We start from the raw sequence: 15,591 nt of genomic DNA, 5'->3' as shown, positions 1-15,591 counted from the left end.
AGTATCTAGTTTAAGATATTTGGTATTGCATTTGTTTCACTTCTGCGTTACTCTTCTAGAGAAGGGGGGATTGTTATGCCTAAGACGGCAAATATTAATCTTCGTATTGAGCCGGAGATTAAAGCTCAGGCTGATGCCGTGTTTTCCAGTCTCGGTATTTCTGTTACAGATGCAATAAATGTCTTTCTTCATGTTTCCATCATGGAAGGTGGCTTTCCGTTCCAGCCTAAGCGGCCACGATATAATCGCGAAACGCTGATGGCCATGCAGGAAGCAAGAGATATCATGGAAGGAAAGGTTGAAGCAAAGCGATACAGCTCCTTTGATGAGCTTTTGAAAGATGTGGATGCGGAGGAAGTCCATGCTTGATATTGACCCCGACTGGCTGCTTGTTTACGTTGTAGACAAGGGGAAACTTATTCTTACAGCCTCGCGCACGGGAACACATTCTGATTTATTTTGACGGCTTATCATTAGCCGTCTTTTTTTGCGGATTTTCTCGTGACAACTGGTGCTAGATAAAAAGCGGTGGTATTGGTAATTTCCAAGAAAGCTCTAGACGAGCCGTGGGGTATAGCGGTATAATAGAAAACGGACTATGTAAAAATCGTGACGCAGGTCACGCTTAGATATTTTGAGGAGGTTTTTCCAAACCATGAAGAATACGAAACCTATTTACACGATTGGTCATCGCAATCCAGATACGGACTCCATCTGCTCGGCTATCGGCTATGCGCATCTGAAACAGGCTCTCGGGCAGAACGTTGTTCCGGCCCGTGCGGGCAAGGTCAATGCAGAGACGAAGTATGCACTTGAGCATTTCAAGGTCGAGCAGCCGCTGCTCTTGACGGATCTCTATCCGCGTGTCAAGGATATCACGATGGATTGCCAGATCGTCGTCAAGCAGCATGATACGCTGCGCCATCTCGGCGAGGTCATGCGTGAGCATGAGCTCAAGTCCGTTCCCGTTACGGACAGCAAGGGCCTGCTGGTTGGCATCGTTACGGTTTCGGATCTTGCCAAGCGTTATTTCCAGGAGCTTTCGATGCAGAACCTCTCGGAGATGCGCGTGCGCTATCGTGACCTCATCGCTGCTACGGACAGTGAGGTGCTCGTATCCGGCGACGAGGGCGAGTTCATCCAGGGCTGCGTCCGCATCGCAGCTGGCAGCATCGAGACCATCAAGAAGGTCATCGATAAGAAGGATATCGTGCTCGTCGGCGACCGCCATGATGAGACGATGCTCGATATCATCGCCCAGGGCGTTTCCTGCATGATCGTCACGGGTGGCGGCCGCCTGTCCGGTGAGGTCATCGAGGCTGCTGAGGCCAAGGGCATCTTCGTCCTTTCGACGCCGTATGATACGTATACGGTAGCCCGCCTGATCAACCAGTGCGTGCCGATCCGCCGCATCATGCACGAGAATCCGGTCTGCTTCAAGCCCCTTGACATGCTTTCGGATATCAAGGGTACGATGGAGGAGACGAACTACCGCAACTATCCGGTCATCGAGAACGGCCGTCTCGTCGGCATCATTTCCCGCGACAACATGGTCATGCCGGAGCGCGAGCAGGTCATCCTCGTCGACCACAACGAGCGCGGCCAGGCCGTTGAGGGCATCGAGGAGGCCAAGGTCGTCGAGATCATCGACCATCATCGCCTGGGCGGCATCCAGACCAGCGAGCCGATCTACACCCATGCGGAGCCGGTTGGCTGCACGGCAACGATCGTGGCCAACATGCACTGGCAGAACGACGTCGAGATCCCGGCTTCGATTGCCGGCCTGCTGCTCTCGGCTATCCTTTCCGATACGGTGCTGTTCAAGTCCCCGACCTGCACGGAGTACGACAAAAAGACGGCTGAGCGCCTGGCGGAGATCGCTGGTGTTGACATCAATGAGTACGGCATGGCCATGCTCAAGGCTGGTTCGGGCATCGGCGATATGACGCCGGCAGAGATTGCCAAGAACGACCTCAAGGAGTTCCAGATTGGCGACTACCGCATCATCGTCAGCCAGATTTCCGTCATGGATACGAAAGAGGTCATGGACCTTGAGCCGCAGCTTATCGAGGCTATGACGGGCATCTGCGAGAAAGAGGGCTTCGATATGAGCCTGGTCATGGTCACGGATATCCTCGAGGAGGCAACGTATCTCCTCTATGCTGGTTCGCCGAAGACGCTGATCGGCGAGGCATTCAAGAAGGATGCCAGCGGTACGCATGTCTACCTGACGGGTGTCATGAGCCGCAAGAAGCAGATTATCCCGCCACTTTCCGAGGCGGTAAAACGCATCGCCAAATAAGCGGTAAAGAATCGAATAGAACGCAGAGGCTGTCGCATTTATGCGGCAGCCTCGTTATTCCCAGATTAGAGAGATACAGGAGGACACATTGGATATTTTTGAAGGTTTGAATCCCGCCCAGAAGAAAGCCGTGGAGCATACGGACGGCCCGCTGCTCATAATGGCAGGTGCCGGCTCCGGAAAGACGAAGGTGCTGACCTGCAAGATTGCCAATCTTTTGGCGCAGGGGGTGGCACCGTGGAATATCCTTGCCATCACGTTTACGAACAAGGCGGCCACGGAGATGCGCGAGCGCGTGGACCGCATGATCGGTGAGGGCGCGAAGGATGTCTGGCTCAGTACGTTCCATTCGTTTTGTGCGCGGTTCCTGCGCCGCGAGATCGAGGCAACAGACCTTTACAAGAAAAACTTTGTCATCTATGATTCCAGCGACAGCCAGGTTGTCATCAAGGACTGTCTTAAGGAGCTCAACCTCGACCCGAAACAGTACGCGCCCAACTCGATCCAGAATGCCATATCGAATGCCAAGAACCAGCTCATGGGCCCCAAGGCCATGGAGCGCGATGCCGATAACTTCTTCCAGAAGAAGGTCGCTGAGGTCTACAAGCTCTATGCACAGAAGCTGCGCACGAACAATGCGCTGGACTTTGATGATCTGCTGATGGTTTCGGTCATCCTGCTCGAAGAGAACGAGGAAATCCGCACGAAGTATCAGCGCCGGTTCAAATACATCCTCGTGGATGAGTATCAGGATACCAATGGCGCCCAGTACCAGCTGACGAAGATCCTGGCGGCCCAGCACCACAATCTCTGCGTCGTCGGTGATGCCGACCAGTCCATTTACGGTTGGCGCGGTGCCGATATCCGCAACATCATGGATTTCGAGCAGGACTACCCCGAGGCCAAGACCATCAAGCTCGAGCAGAATTACCGCTCGACGAAGAACATTCTCGCGGCGGCCAATGCAGTCATCGAGCATAACGTCAACCGCAAGAAGAAGGACCTCTGGACGGAGAATGCGACAGGGGAGAAGCTCACGAGCTACGAGGCCCGTGACGAGCGCGACGAGGCGCAGTTCATCGCCACCACGATTTCCAAGCAGAAGACCATCTTCAATGCTTCCTATGGCGATATGGCCATCCTTTACCGCACGAATGCCCAGTCCCGCGTCATCGAGGAAACGTTCATGCGCGCAGGCATCCCGTATACGATGGTCGGCGGCCTCAAGTTCTACGACCGCAAGGAAATCAAGGACATCCTTGCCTACCTGCGCGTCATCTATAATCCGCTGGACACCGTGAGCCTCCTGCGCATCATCAATGTCCCCAAGCGCGGCCTCGGTGCCACTTCGCTGGCGAAGCTCACGGATTATGCCGATGAGAACGGCCTGTCGCTGTTCGATGTCATCTCGAATGCTGAGGTGCTCGACACGATCCCCGGCATCACGGCCCGCATCAAGAAGCCGCTGGAGCTCTTTTCGACCTTTGTCTTCCAGTTCATGGGCTATCAGAACAATATGCATCTGGATGACCTTATCGAGAAAGTACTGGATGAGTCGGGGTATCTGGCTGAGCTCAAGGCAGAGAACAAGCCCGAGAGCGAGTCGCGCATCGAAAACCTCAAGGAGTTCATCGGTGTGGCCAGGGACTTCGAGAAGACCGAGGAAAATGCCAATCTTGAAACCTTCCTGTCGCAGCTCTCGCTGGTTTCCGATATCGACAATGCCGATATCGAGGATGACCGCGTGACGCTGATGACTCTCCACTCGGCAAAAGGCCTGGAGTTCCCCGTGGTGTTCATGATTGGCATGGAGGAGGGGCTGTTCCCGCACTCCCGTACGCTGATGGATGACAACGAGATCGAGGAGGAGCGCCGTACCTGCTACGTCGGCATCACGCGTGCCCAGCGCAAGCTCTATCTGACGAATGCCCGCCAGCGCACGATCTACGGCAAGACGAATGCGTTCCCGCCGTCGCGCTTCCTGCAGGAGATCCCCGATGACTACGTCGAGCGCCTCGTGCCGCGGGCCAATGCCTATGGCTTTGCCAACGCGAACCATTATGGTGCCCAGCAGCAGAGCGGCTTCATGAGCTTCCGCCCCAGCGCGAGCCAGATGGGCAATGGCGTGCATTTCAGTGGCAAGCCCCAGTCCGCCCTTGAGGCCATGGCAGCCCTGCAGAAGAAGAACGTCAACGTCCAGCCCAGCGGCGGCGTCATCCGTCCGGACACGAGCATCCAGTGGAAGGTCGGCGACAAGGCGCGCCATGGCAAATGGGGCGTCGGCACCGTCGTATCGGTCAAAGGCAGCGGCGAAGAGGTCGAGCTCAAGATCGCCTTCCCTGGCCAGGGGGTCAAAGGTCTCATGCAGAAATATGCGCCGATCACCAAGGCATAAAATCATACAGGATTTCCAGAAGGTATCCGCTGCGGTCAGTATAGCTGCAGCGGGTATTTTTTTTGTGTGTTTTGGCGCCGGGATGCATAGCAGGCGCGGGGTTCCGCGGGGAAAAGACAAAAAAACAGAAAATTTTTTCATTTCGCATGTATTGTACAATTGACAGGAAAAAACTCGGCGTAGTATGCTTCAATTAAAGATTGATTAAAACGGACGTAAGTCCTTGCGAAGAGGGAAGAGACAAGGAGAAGAATATGGAGTATAAGATTGGACGCAGTCAGGCCGTGCCGGTGGATGATGCCATCGAGCGGGCGTGTCAGGGCATGACGCAGGCAAAATTCGTTTGGTTCACGACGACAGTGGATGCTTTTGCTGAGACCGCCAGCAAGATGCAGGCGCGGTTCCCGCAGAGCATCGTCATGGGGACGACTTCCATTGCCGCTTTTTCCCAGGCAGGTATCTTCCACGACACGCTGGAAGTCCTGGCGATTGCAAGCGGCATCGAATGCGTAGGCAATGTGCTGGAGGAGGCCGACCGCTGCCCGCTCAAATATGTGGGCCGCGTGCAGGAGGCAGTCCGGAGGCTCGGGACGCACCGCGCCGATGATACGATCTGCCTGACGGCCACCAATGGCCTGATTTCCTGCGAGGAGTCGGTGCTGGCAGTGCTGAACTCGGTGCTGCGCAAGGAGAACATCCCGGTCTTCGGCGGCACTGCTGGCGACCGAGGCCTGGCCGAAAAGACGCTGGTATCGCTGAACGGCAAGGTTTATGACAAGGCCAGCGTGTTCGTGTTGCTCCGCAACCTCGGCGGCAGCATCCATCTCTACCGCGAGAATATCTACAAGCCAATCTGCGAGCCGCTGACGGCCACTGCGGTGGATGCTTTCCATCGCAAGGTCATGGCCTATGATGGCTGCCCGGCATCGGAGATGGAAGCGAAGATGCATGGCCTGTCGGCCTCGCAGATGGACCGCAGCTTCCTCGACAGCAATCCGGTGGGCCGCATCATCGGCAAGGATATGTATATCATCGCCAACGATGACATGGATACAGACCGCCGGACGATGAAATATCATGCGCGCATCTATGAGAACGACCAGATCGTTATGCTGCAGCCGGACGACTATCGTCAGGTCAACCGGGAGACCATACAGAAGATCCAGCGCGAAGTGCCGCATCCGTCGCTGTCGATCATGGTCAACTGCCTGGCGCGCACGCTGCTCTTCGAGAGCGAGGGCTATGCGGATGAATTCTTCCGCAGCATGGGCACGGCACTGGGCAGCTATGTCGGCTGGGGCGGCTATGGTGAGCAGATCTATGAGCAGCATTTCAATCAGACGATGATTGCAGCGGTATTTGAGTAAGGAGCATATCATGGGATTCTTTAATTTCGGAAAAAGCAAAGAGCCGCTGTACAATCAGCGGGCTGCAGAAAAGAAACAGCAGCAGGTGGCAGCGCCGAAGGCCGTGAAGGCCGTGGCACGGACCGCTGCGGCAGCACCGGCAAGACCGGAGCGGGTGGATGAGCAGATCGCCTACGGCATCGATTACCTGGATGAGCGCATGAACGAGCTCACCCAGGCCGAAGCTGGCATTGCAGAATATGTCCACAAGATGAACGAAACCTATGCGGGCATCGGCCAGGTGAACGAGGACTTCGCCTCGCTCAACGACCACTTCAACAGGCTGGAGGACTATGCGCAGAATATCTCCACCATCATGGAGAAATCGCAGTCGGTAGTCAGCGATGCGGGCGACAGCGTGGGATCGCTGGCGGGCAAGATGCAGGAAATCGAGGGCAAGCTCGATGAGATCACGGCGGTCTTCCAGCAGCTCGAGGAGAAGTTCACCAACATCAAGAAGATGTCCGAGGGCATCGAGGGGATTGCTACCCGCACGAACCTCCTGTCGCTCAATGCCTCCATCGAGGCAGCCCGCGCAGGCGAGGCTGGCCGCGGCTTCAGTGTCGTAGCGGAGAATATCCGCGAGCTGGCAGCCTCGACCAAGGGCCTGGTCGAGGGCATCGATACGAATATCAATTCGCTGTATCAGTCCATTGCGGAGCTGAACCAGGCCATCGAGCAGACCCGCCAGAAGACGTCGGAGAATGCCTCCTTTGTCGGTAAGGTGCAGGCCAGCTTTGATGATGTGACCAAGAGCACGGAAAGCGTTGGCGACTACAGCCAGCGCATCGTGGCAGGCATCCACAAGACCAGCAGCATGATGGACTCGGTGGCCGACGGCGCCAGTTCGGTAGGCGGCCTGGTCAGCTCGATGCGCCAGAATATCCATGGGCTCAAGGAGCTGATGAGCGAGAAGAACGTGATTGCCTGCAGCATGATCGATTTCCTGCGGCAGGTCAAAGTCCTGATGAAGGAACGCCATTGATGACAAGACGATAACGATAGCAGGCAGCGCCCCCTTTTCCTAGGAAAAGGGGGCGCTGTGCGTGCTGTGTATACATTCTTTGGTTATATTGCGAAAATTAGCAAAATAACGTATAATAGGACTAGGGAACTAGGGGGGACAGCTGCCGTATCAGGCGGATCTGGGATCGATAAAGATTCTGCGAATGGAAGACCACTGGGAAAGTGAGGGGTAGTTGTGGAAAAGTTTTATCGATGGCTGTTGTCGACCTCTTGGACTGACCGTCTGCGGGCATATGCGTTCATCGAGAAGGATCTGCGCATGCGCGCCGAATGGGTCCTGGATGATGACAAGTGGGAAGAGATGAAGCTTCTGACTGGTCAGATCATCTCTATCCATTTCAAGCGGTACCCAGCGAAGAACATCATTGAATTCACCGAACGGCTCAAGGATCTCTATGTCATGCTGTTAGGGGCTATGTGGAAAGAGAAAAGTCCGGGGCATTGCGTCAGCATGAAGCTGCTCATGGACATCTACGATGACGACGATATTGCAGCCCGCCAGCAGATCCGCAACCTTTTCGGCCGCCGCGCCTACGATGAGGAGCGCACGGTGTTGGAAAATCTTTTCCATTGCTACGAGTCAATGATGGACGCTGTCCAGAGCCGCTATGTAAATCTGATGGCCTGAAAAGCAGGAGATTGGGCAAAAACAGCGAATACCATGTATTATCAAGTAAACTTGGAGGGATAATCATGGTAAAACGCATTTTAGCAGCAACAGCATTAGCAGTATCCGTGGCTTTTGCCGGCGGTGCATCAGGCACCGCCGGTAATTTTGATGGCATGGCTGTGGCCAGTGCCGCAACTGCCGATGAGCAGTTCACGGGCAATTGGTACGATGCAAAGGGCAACTTTGTCGTCAGCATCCAGCCGGGTGTCATCAACAGCTGCCGGATTGTCCGCACCTATGATGTCAAGGAGGGTACGCCGGGCTCTGGCCATTTTGTCATCCTGGAGGCCAATGGCGAGCATGACCTGTTCATCGAATGGGAGGGCGGCGACTGGCAGAACAACAACTATGTCGAGCCGCATATCACGATTGACCACGGCCAGAAGCTGACGCGCAAATGAGGATTGGGGACAGGCAGGCTAAGATTTTTTGACCTGTCAAGAAAAATCCCTTTACACAAGCGCTGCTACATGGTATACTAAACAAAGTTAATTTAAGTTATCTTACGTTAAAGAGTGGGTGCAAACCCACTCTTTAATTCTTATGTAGGAAGCAAAATATGGGAGGTGGATGTATGGCAGCAAAGAATATCGAGGCAGCAGTCGAGGAGATTGTCAGCGAACTGCTGGCAGGCCAGGACGTCATCGAACTCGTTGATGTCGAGTATGTCAAGGAGCACACGGATTGGTATTTGCGCGTCTACATCGATAAAGACGGTGGCATTGATATCGAGGATTGTCAGGAACTCAGCGAGAAGCTGGAGGTACAGCTGGATGAGCGGAATGTGATTCCTGACAGCTATATCCTGGAGGTATCATCCCCAGGCATCGACCGCGTGCTGCGCAAGCCGCGTGATTACGAGCGTGAGCAGGGCAAGAAGGTAGATGTTACCCTTTACGCTCCTATGGATGGCAAGAAGGAATGGACCGGCGTGCTCACTGGTTTTGACGGCAAGGCGGTCACGCTGGATGAGACGACGGTCATCGAGCTTTCCAAGGCGGCACAGATTCGCCTGCATATCGACTTTTAAGGCGGTTGCCTTTATATAAAATTGGGAGGATAAGATTTTGGCAAGAAGAACTACGAAAGCGAAAGCTAGAGACAATGGGCAGGAGTTCCTGGACACCCTGCGCGAGCTGGGCAAGGAGAAAGGCATCGACGAAGAGGTGCTGTTTGAGGCCATCGAGGCTGCGCTGATTTCCGCTTACAAACGCAACTTCAGCTCGGCCCAGAATGTCCGGGTGACGCTTTCACGTGAGACGGGACATTATCACGTATACGCAATCAAGACGGTTGTCGAGGATACCGAGGATGATATCACGGAGATCTCGCTGGCTCAGGCCCGCACGATCCGTCCGGAGTACGAAGTCGGCGATGTCATCGAGATCGAAGTGACGCCGGCCAACTTCGGCCGCATCGCAGCCCAGACGGCAAAACAGGTCGTCGTGCAGCGTATCCGCGAGGCTGAGCGCGGCATCATCTACGAGGAGTTCCAGAGCCGCGAGAGCGATATCCTGACGGGCCTTGTCCAGCGTGTCGAGAACCGCAATGTGTTCATCGACCTGGGCAAGACCGAGGCCGTGCTGACGCCGGCAGAGCAGATCCCGACGGAAGTCTATGAGCACGGCGACCGCATCAAGGCCTACATCGTCGAGGTCAAGAAGACGAACAAGGGCCCGCAGATCGTTGTTTCCCGCACCCATCCGGGCCTTTTGAAGCGCCTCTTCGAGCTTGAGGTGCCGGAGATCCAGGAAGGCATCGTCGAGATCAAGTCGGTGGCCCGTGAGCCGGGCAACCGCTCGAAGATTGCTGTCTGGTCGAAGGACGAGTCCGTCGATCCGGTTGGCTCTTGCGTGGGCCATCGCGGCATGCGCGTACAGGCTATCGTCGACGAGCTCGGCAGCGAGAAAATCGATATCGTCAAATGGAGCGAGGATCCGGCCAAGTTCATCGCCAATGCACTGAGCCCGGCCAAGGTCGTCTCGGTGGCCGTCAACGAAGAGGAGAAGGTTTCCCGCGTTGTCGTTCCGGACTACCAGTTGTCGCTGGCCATCGGCAAGGAAGGCCAGAATGCCCGTCTGGCAGCAAAGCTGACGAGCTGGAAGATCGACATCAAGAGCGAGTCGCAGGCCGCTGAAGAGCAGCTGGACGAGAACATGAACGAGGTCGAGGTCGAGAGCGACGAGTCTTTCACGGCAGAAGGTGAATGAGTTTGAAGACGAGGAAAATTCCCCAGCGGATGTGCCTGGGCTGCCAGGAAAGCCATCCGAAAAAGGAACTGATCCGTATCGTGCGCAGCCCGGAGGGCGAGTATTCGGTGGATACCACCGGCAAGAAAGCCGGCCGCGGCGCGTATATCTGTCCAAAACAGGAATGCTTTGAGGCGGCCCGCAAAAGCCGGGGCCTCGAGCGTTCCTTCAAGAATGCTATCGATCCTGCCGTTTACGAAGCGCTGGCGCAGCAGCTGCAAGCGCTGGCTGCGACGGCGAAGACAGAGGAATGACCATGGCATTTACCAAAGAACAGCGCATCACGAATCTTCTGAGCATGGCCCAGCGGGCTCGCCGGATCGTTTCCGGCGCCTTTGCTGTCGAGCAGGCGATGAAGAAAAAGCAGGCAGTATATCTGCTTGTCGCGGCGGATGCTGCTGATGAATCGAAAAAGACCTATAAAGGTTTAGCTGAGAAATATAAGGTTCCCTATGCAGAAGGGCTGGACCGGGAGATGCTCGGTACCTGCCTCGGCAAGGAATACCGCGCCGCAGCAGCGCTGACGGATGCGGGCTTTGCCAAGAAACTGCACCAGTTGATGGAGGAATCGCTATGATATAATCGGGGGTAGATCGATGTCCAAATACAGAGTTTTTGAATTGGCAAAAGAATTCCACACGGAGAGCAAGGTTGTCCTGGATATCCTGAAGAAGGGCAACTTCAAAGTGGCCAATCATCTGAGCAGCGTCGGCGACGAGGAACGCAGCGCTGTCAAGGCACATTTCGAGAAGAAGGCTGCTCCGGCGAAGAAAGAACAGCCAAAGGCACAGGAAAATCGCGTGGAAAAACAGAACAATTCCCATAACGACCACAATCATCATGGCAGCAATGGCAGCCAGCATCATAACAACAATGGCGGCAGCCGTACGGAAAGCAGCCAGAACCGGTCGGCAAATCACAACAACAACGGTGGCAGCAGCCACAACGACCATAACAACAACAATCGTGGCGGACGCAACAACGACCGTAACGAGCGCGGCGGCCGCAATGAGCGCAACGATCGCAACGGCCGTGGCAATGGTGGCCGCAACGACCGCAATAACCGCAACAACAACCGCAATGAACGCAATGACCGCAACAACCGCCGCGGCGGCCGCAACAACAAGCGTGGCGGCCAGCAGCCGCAGGCGCCGAAGGTCGAGATCGCTCGTCCGAAGCACATCAAGCTGCCGGAGAGCATCGCCGTAAAAGACCTGGCATCGAAGATGAGCTACACGGCGGCAGAAGTCGTCAAGAAGCTCTTCATGATGGGTGTCATGGCGACCATCAACCAGGAAATTGACTTCGACACGGCAGCTCTGGTTGCTTCGGAGTTCGGTGTCACCTGTGAGGAACTGCCGCCAGATGTAGACCCGACGGAAATCCCGGAGATCGAGGATGATCCGAAGTCCCTGAAACTCCGTCCGCCGGTCGTCACGGTCATGGGTCACGTTGACCATGGTAAGACGTCCCTTCTCGACTGCATCCGCAATACCCATGTGCAGACCCATGAGGCTGGCGGTATCACCCAGCACATCGGTGCTTATCAGGTCAACTGCTCGGGCAAGAAGATCGTCTTCCTCGATACGCCGGGTCATGAGGCCTTCACGGCTATGCGTGCCCGCGGTGCCCAGATCACGGATATCGCGATCCTCGTAGTCGCTGCTGACGACGGTGTCATGCCGCAGACCATCGAGGCGATCAACCATGCGAAATCCGCTGAGGTTCCTATCATCGTGGCTATCAACAAGATCGACAAGCCGGGCGCTAATCCGGACCACGTCAAGCAGGAGCTCATGGAGCATGGCCTCGTGCCGGAGGAATACGGCGGGGATACCATCATGGTTCCGGTTTCGGCCAAGAAGCAGATGGGTATCGATGACCTGCTGGAAAACGTCCTGCTGGTCGCTGAGGTCGAGGAGCTCAAAGCCAACCCGAACCGCGAGGCCCGCGGTGTCATCATCGAGGCCAAGCTCGACAAGGGCCGCGGCTCGGTGGCAACGGTCCTCGTCCAGAGCGGTACGCTGCGCATCGGCGATTCTATCGTCTGCGGCACGACCTATGGTAAAGTCCGTGCGATGGTCGATGACCGCGGCAACAACGTCAAGAAGGCTGGCCCGTCGGTACCGGTCGAGATCCTCGGTCTCAACGATGTACCGGCTGCCGGCGATATCCTGGCAGTCCTCGAGGAGAAACAGGCCCGTAGCATCGCCGAGGCCCGTGTCGAGCGCGAGCGCAACCAGCTCATGAAGAGCAAGAAGGTTTCCCTTGATGCGCTGTTCCAGCAGATTCAGGAAGGCGAGATCAAGGATCTCAACATCGTGGTCAAGGCTGATGTCCAGGGTTCTGTCGAGGCTCTCTGCGGCTCGCTCTTGAAGCTCAACAAGAACGACGAGGTCCGCGTCTCCATCGTCCACTCCGGTGTCGGTGCCGTCAACGAGTCCGATGTCATGCTGGCTTCGGCAGCCAACGCCATCATCATCGCCTTCAACGTCCGTCCGGATGCCAATGCCCGCAAGGTCGCTGATAACGAGGATGTCGACATCCGCACCTACCGCGTCATCTATGATGCCCTCAACGATGTCAAGGACGCTATGAGCGGCATGCTCAAGCCGAAGTACAAAGAGGTCATCCAGGGCCGCGTCGAGATCCGTCAGGTCATGAAGTTCTCGAAGGCACTCGTTGCTGGTTCCTATGTCCTCGAAGGCAAGATCTGCAACAATTCCAAGATCCGCATCATCCGCGACAACATCGAAGTGTTCGATGGCGAGATCGATTCGCTGCGCCGCTTCAAGGATGAGGTCAAGGAAGTCCGCGAGGGCTACGAGTGCGGTATCTCGATTGTCGATTTCCGCGACTTCAAGGAAGGCGACATCATCGAGGCCTACACGATGGAAGAGATCGCTACGTCGATCGCCGAGGCCAACAAGGCTGCTGCTGAGAAGCGCAAGGCTCAGGCAGAGGCCAAGGCTAAGGCTGAGCAGGAAGATTGATGATTTATCGTTTACATAAAGGAGGCGAATGCCGATGAGTCAGCTTCGGGTAGAAAAGGTCCAGGAGCTTATGAAGCAGGAAATCAGCCAGATCATCCTGCGTGAACTGAAGGATCCGCGCATCGGATTCGTGACGGTTACTTCGGTGGAATGCACGGGTGACCTCCGTGAGGCGAAGATTTACGTGAGCCTCATGGGCAGTGAGCAGCAGGTCAAGGATTGCTGGACGGGGCTTACAAGCAGCCTCGGCTTCATCCGCCGCGAGATCGGCAAACGCATCCGCCTGCGCTTCACGCCGGAGCTTTCCTTTGAGCTGGATAAGTCGCTGGATTACAGCGCCCATATCCAGGAGCTGCTGCTGAAGATCAAGGCAGAAGAGGAAGCTAACGGCAAGCATTCGGATGAGGAGCAATAACAACAGATGAAAATTTCATTGAGGGAAACTGCGGCAGTCCTGTCGGCGGCGCAGAAGGTTGTCATCACGGCCCACACGAATCCCGATGGCGATGCCATCGGCTCGTCGCTTGGCCTGATGCACTTCTTGAAGAGCTTGGGCAAGGACGTGCAGGTTCTCATCGATGATGATATCCCGGCAATATTTGATATGTTGCCGGGATATGAGCTTTTAGGGAAGCCGGAGGAAGGGCAGAACATCGCAGCCGACGTCTTGGTGGCGCTGGATGTGAGCCTTGACCGCATCGGCAGGGTGAAGGATGTCGTCGATGCTGAAGTCCTCAACATCGACCATCACATCACCAACGATGGCGCGGCGGATAAGCTCTATCTCGATGGAACCTGTGCGGCAACCGCAGAAATAATCTATCAACTGGTGAAGGAGATGAACGGTTCGTTCAGCCGCGACTGTGCCATGTGCCTCTATACGGGTCTGGCAACGGACTCGGGCTGGTTCCGCTACTCCAACACGACACCGGAGACCTTGCGCGCTGGTGCCGAACTTCTGGCAGCCGGTGCCGAGCCGAATCTCATTTCGGAGGGGCTCGAGCGCCGTCCGTATGAAAGCCTCAAAGGCCTGGCGGATGCCCTGCAGCATATGGAGCTATTCCATGAAGGCCGCGTGGTCGGCGTATTCCTTGACTTTGAGATGCTTGAACATATCGAATCGGCCGAAGGTCTTGTCGATATGATCCGCAAGGTCGAGGGAACGGAGCTGGCTATCGTGCTCAAGGAGAAAGAAAAGGACAGCTGCCGTGTCAGCATGCGCTCGAAGGGACTGGATGTCACGAAAATCGCCACGCAGTTTGGCGGTGGCGGCCATGTGCGCGCGGCGGGCTGCTCGATTGCCAGGCCGTTTGCCGAGGCCAAGGCAGCCCTGCTGGCGGCCATCGCTGACGCCTTGGAGCCGCAGGCATGACGGAGATGAAGCCGGCAGCGCCGGTCATCCCCGACATCGGTGGGTTTCTCAACGTCCTGAAGCCCCCTGGCATGACTTCGCATGATGTCATCGGTTTTGTGCGGCGGGTGCTGCATGTCAAGCGCGTCGGCCATGCGGGCACGCTCGACCCGGCAGCGGCAGGTGTCCTGCCGGTGGCTGTCGGAGCGTCTACCCGTTTGATCGAGTATCTCGAGCTTGCGGATAAGACGTATCGCGCCGAGGTAAAACTCGGCCTGGCAACGGACAGTGGCGACGATACAGGCGAGATCATCGAATCGCTGCCAGAGTTCACGCTGCCGGATGCGGAGACAATCGAAGCTGCACTGGCTGGATTCCGCGGCCATATCACGCAGGTGCCGCCGGCACATTCGGCCATCAAGATTGGCGGCCGCCGTGCCTGTGACCTGCTGCGTGAAGGCAAGAAGGTTGACATGCCATCGCGTGAGGTGACTATCCACCGGCTCGAACTTTTGGCGTGCCGTAAGGATACTTTGCTGATCGATACGGACTGTTCGAAGGGGACGTATATCCGCAGCCTGTGTGCCGATCTTGGCGCAGCTCTTGGCATTCCGGCGACGATGGCCTTTCTCGTGCGCCGCCGTGTCGGCGACTTTGCCTTAGAAGATGCGCTGACCCTCGAGGAGCTCAAGGAAAGGGGAGCCAGCGCCTTGCTGGCTCCGTCAGATTTCCTGAGCCATCTGGAGCGTTACGACCTGAATCCTCTGCGGGAAAAGGCCTTCTGCAATGGCCTTGCCACCGGGGAACGCCAGCATATACCCCAAAGCGATACGCTCAAGGTCTATGCAAGTGGCAGGTTTATCGGCATCGGCCGGTTTGACCGGTCAAATAAGGAAGTCGTGCCCGTCAAGGTACTCAAACCGTGAATGAAAGCCCCGCATCCTGGCAGGATGTGATATGCTCCCTATTAGGTAGACAGAAGAAATAATAAAACTGTCTGCTTGATAGGGAGCATTTTATGTACAAGAAGAGATTATCACCCGAAGAGAAAATCCACTTCATTGAAAAGTATAAACGTGGAGAGGGCAGTTATGCCTCCATAGCCGCGGATGCAGGTGTTGACAGAAGATCCTTCAGGCAATGGGTTTGTAACTATGATGCTTGTGGCCCGGATGTATTCTTCAAACGACATCATCAGC

The 15,591-nt window shown here is 55.9% G+C and carries 16 protein-coding genes and 1 pseudogene; all 17 read left to right on the top strand.

Annotation, left to right across the window (positions count from 1 at the left end; genetic code table 11):
- Positions 1-75 precede the first annotated feature (75 nt).
- Positions 76-369 (top strand): type II toxin-antitoxin system RelB/DinJ family antitoxin, encoded by a 294-nt coding sequence (locus BM181_RS10885; protein ID WP_075444866.1) that lies wholly within the window; start codon positions 76-78, stop codon positions 367-369.
- Between the two features lies 1 nt (position 370).
- Positions 371-463, top strand: a pseudogene (locus BM181_RS10880) (type II toxin-antitoxin system mRNA interferase toxin, RelE/StbE family); the annotation flags it as partial.
- 192 nt (positions 464-655) lie between these two features.
- The gene (locus BM181_RS10875) at positions 656-2,302 is read left to right on the top strand and encodes a putative manganese-dependent inorganic diphosphatase (RefSeq protein WP_075444864.1); all 1,647 of its coding nucleotides are present in this window, start codon (positions 656-658) and stop codon (positions 2,300-2,302) included.
- A gap of 88 nt (positions 2,303-2,390) precedes the next feature.
- On the top strand, positions 2,391-4,697 hold the full coding sequence (gene pcrA, locus BM181_RS10870; RefSeq protein WP_075444862.1) for a DNA helicase PcrA: 2,307 nt from the start codon (positions 2,391-2,393) through the stop codon (positions 4,695-4,697).
- A 254-nt stretch (positions 4,698-4,951) separates the two neighbouring features.
- On the top strand, positions 4,952-6,064 hold the full coding sequence (locus tag BM181_RS10865; RefSeq protein WP_075444860.1) for an FIST signal transduction protein: 1,113 nt from the start codon (positions 4,952-4,954) through the stop codon (positions 6,062-6,064).
- Positions 6,065-6,074: 10 nt separating this feature from the next.
- Entirely contained in the window at positions 6,075-7,088 is a 1,014-nt protein-coding gene (locus BM181_RS10860) for a methyl-accepting chemotaxis protein (protein WP_075444858.1), read from the top strand.
- 216 nt (positions 7,089-7,304) lie between these two features.
- Positions 7,305-7,757, top strand: coding sequence for a hypothetical protein (locus BM181_RS10855; RefSeq protein ID WP_143092172.1), 453 nt, complete (start codon positions 7,305-7,307; stop codon positions 7,755-7,757).
- A 65-nt stretch (positions 7,758-7,822) separates the two neighbouring features.
- Positions 7,823-8,200 (top strand): hypothetical protein, encoded by a 378-nt coding sequence (locus tag BM181_RS10850; protein WP_075444855.1) that lies wholly within the window; start codon positions 7,823-7,825, stop codon positions 8,198-8,200.
- A 173-nt stretch (positions 8,201-8,373) separates the two neighbouring features.
- Positions 8,374-8,829 carry a ribosome maturation factor RimP gene (rimP, locus tag BM181_RS10845; protein WP_075444853.1) on the top strand — a complete coding sequence of 152 codons (456 nt, stop codon included), beginning with the start codon at positions 8,374-8,376 and terminating at the stop codon, positions 8,827-8,829.
- Between the two features lie 37 nt (positions 8,830-8,866).
- Positions 8,867-10,009, top strand: coding sequence for a transcription termination factor NusA (gene nusA / locus BM181_RS10840; RefSeq protein WP_075444851.1), 1,143 nt, complete (start codon positions 8,867-8,869; stop codon positions 10,007-10,009).
- 2 nt (positions 10,010-10,011) lie between these two features.
- Entirely contained in the window at positions 10,012-10,302 is a 291-nt protein-coding gene (rnpM, locus tag BM181_RS10835) for an RNase P modulator RnpM (protein ID WP_304621470.1), read from the top strand.
- 2 nt (positions 10,303-10,304) lie between these two features.
- The gene (locus BM181_RS10830; protein ID WP_075444847.1) at positions 10,305-10,625 is read left to right on the top strand and encodes a L7Ae/L30e/S12e/Gadd45 family ribosomal protein; all 321 of its coding nucleotides are present in this window, start codon (positions 10,305-10,307) and stop codon (positions 10,623-10,625) included.
- A 19-nt stretch (positions 10,626-10,644) separates the two neighbouring features.
- Positions 10,645-13,041 carry a translation initiation factor IF-2 gene (gene infB / locus BM181_RS10825; RefSeq protein ID WP_075444845.1) on the top strand — a complete coding sequence of 799 codons (2,397 nt, stop codon included), beginning with the start codon at positions 10,645-10,647 and terminating at the stop codon, positions 13,039-13,041.
- 34 nt (positions 13,042-13,075) lie between these two features.
- Complete coding sequence (rbfA, locus tag BM181_RS10820; protein WP_075444843.1) at positions 13,076-13,456, top strand: 30S ribosome-binding factor RbfA; 381 nt, start codon at positions 13,076-13,078, stop codon at positions 13,454-13,456.
- 6 nt (positions 13,457-13,462) lie between these two features.
- The gene (locus BM181_RS10815) at positions 13,463-14,413 is read left to right on the top strand and encodes a DHH family phosphoesterase (RefSeq protein ID WP_075444841.1); all 951 of its coding nucleotides are present in this window, start codon (positions 13,463-13,465) and stop codon (positions 14,411-14,413) included.
- A gap of 35 nt (positions 14,414-14,448) precedes the next feature.
- Positions 14,449-15,318: a tRNA pseudouridine(55) synthase TruB gene (truB, locus tag BM181_RS10810; RefSeq protein ID WP_075444925.1), complete on the top strand. Its 870-nt coding sequence runs from the start codon at positions 14,449-14,451 to the stop codon at positions 15,316-15,318.
- A gap of 92 nt (positions 15,319-15,410) precedes the next feature.
- On the top strand, positions 15,411-15,591 hold a 181-nt coding region (locus tag BM181_RS10805), incomplete at its 3' end, for a helix-turn-helix domain-containing protein (RefSeq protein ID WP_143092171.1).

Origin of the sequence: Pseudoselenomonas ruminantium (assembly GCF_900113715.1) — a bacterium.
Taxonomy (GTDB): Bacteria; Bacillota; Negativicutes; order Selenomonadales; family Selenomonadaceae; genus Selenomonas_A; species Selenomonas_A caprae.
Note: the sequence above shows the minus strand (reverse complement) of the source record. Positions and strands in the feature narration are given on the sequence as shown.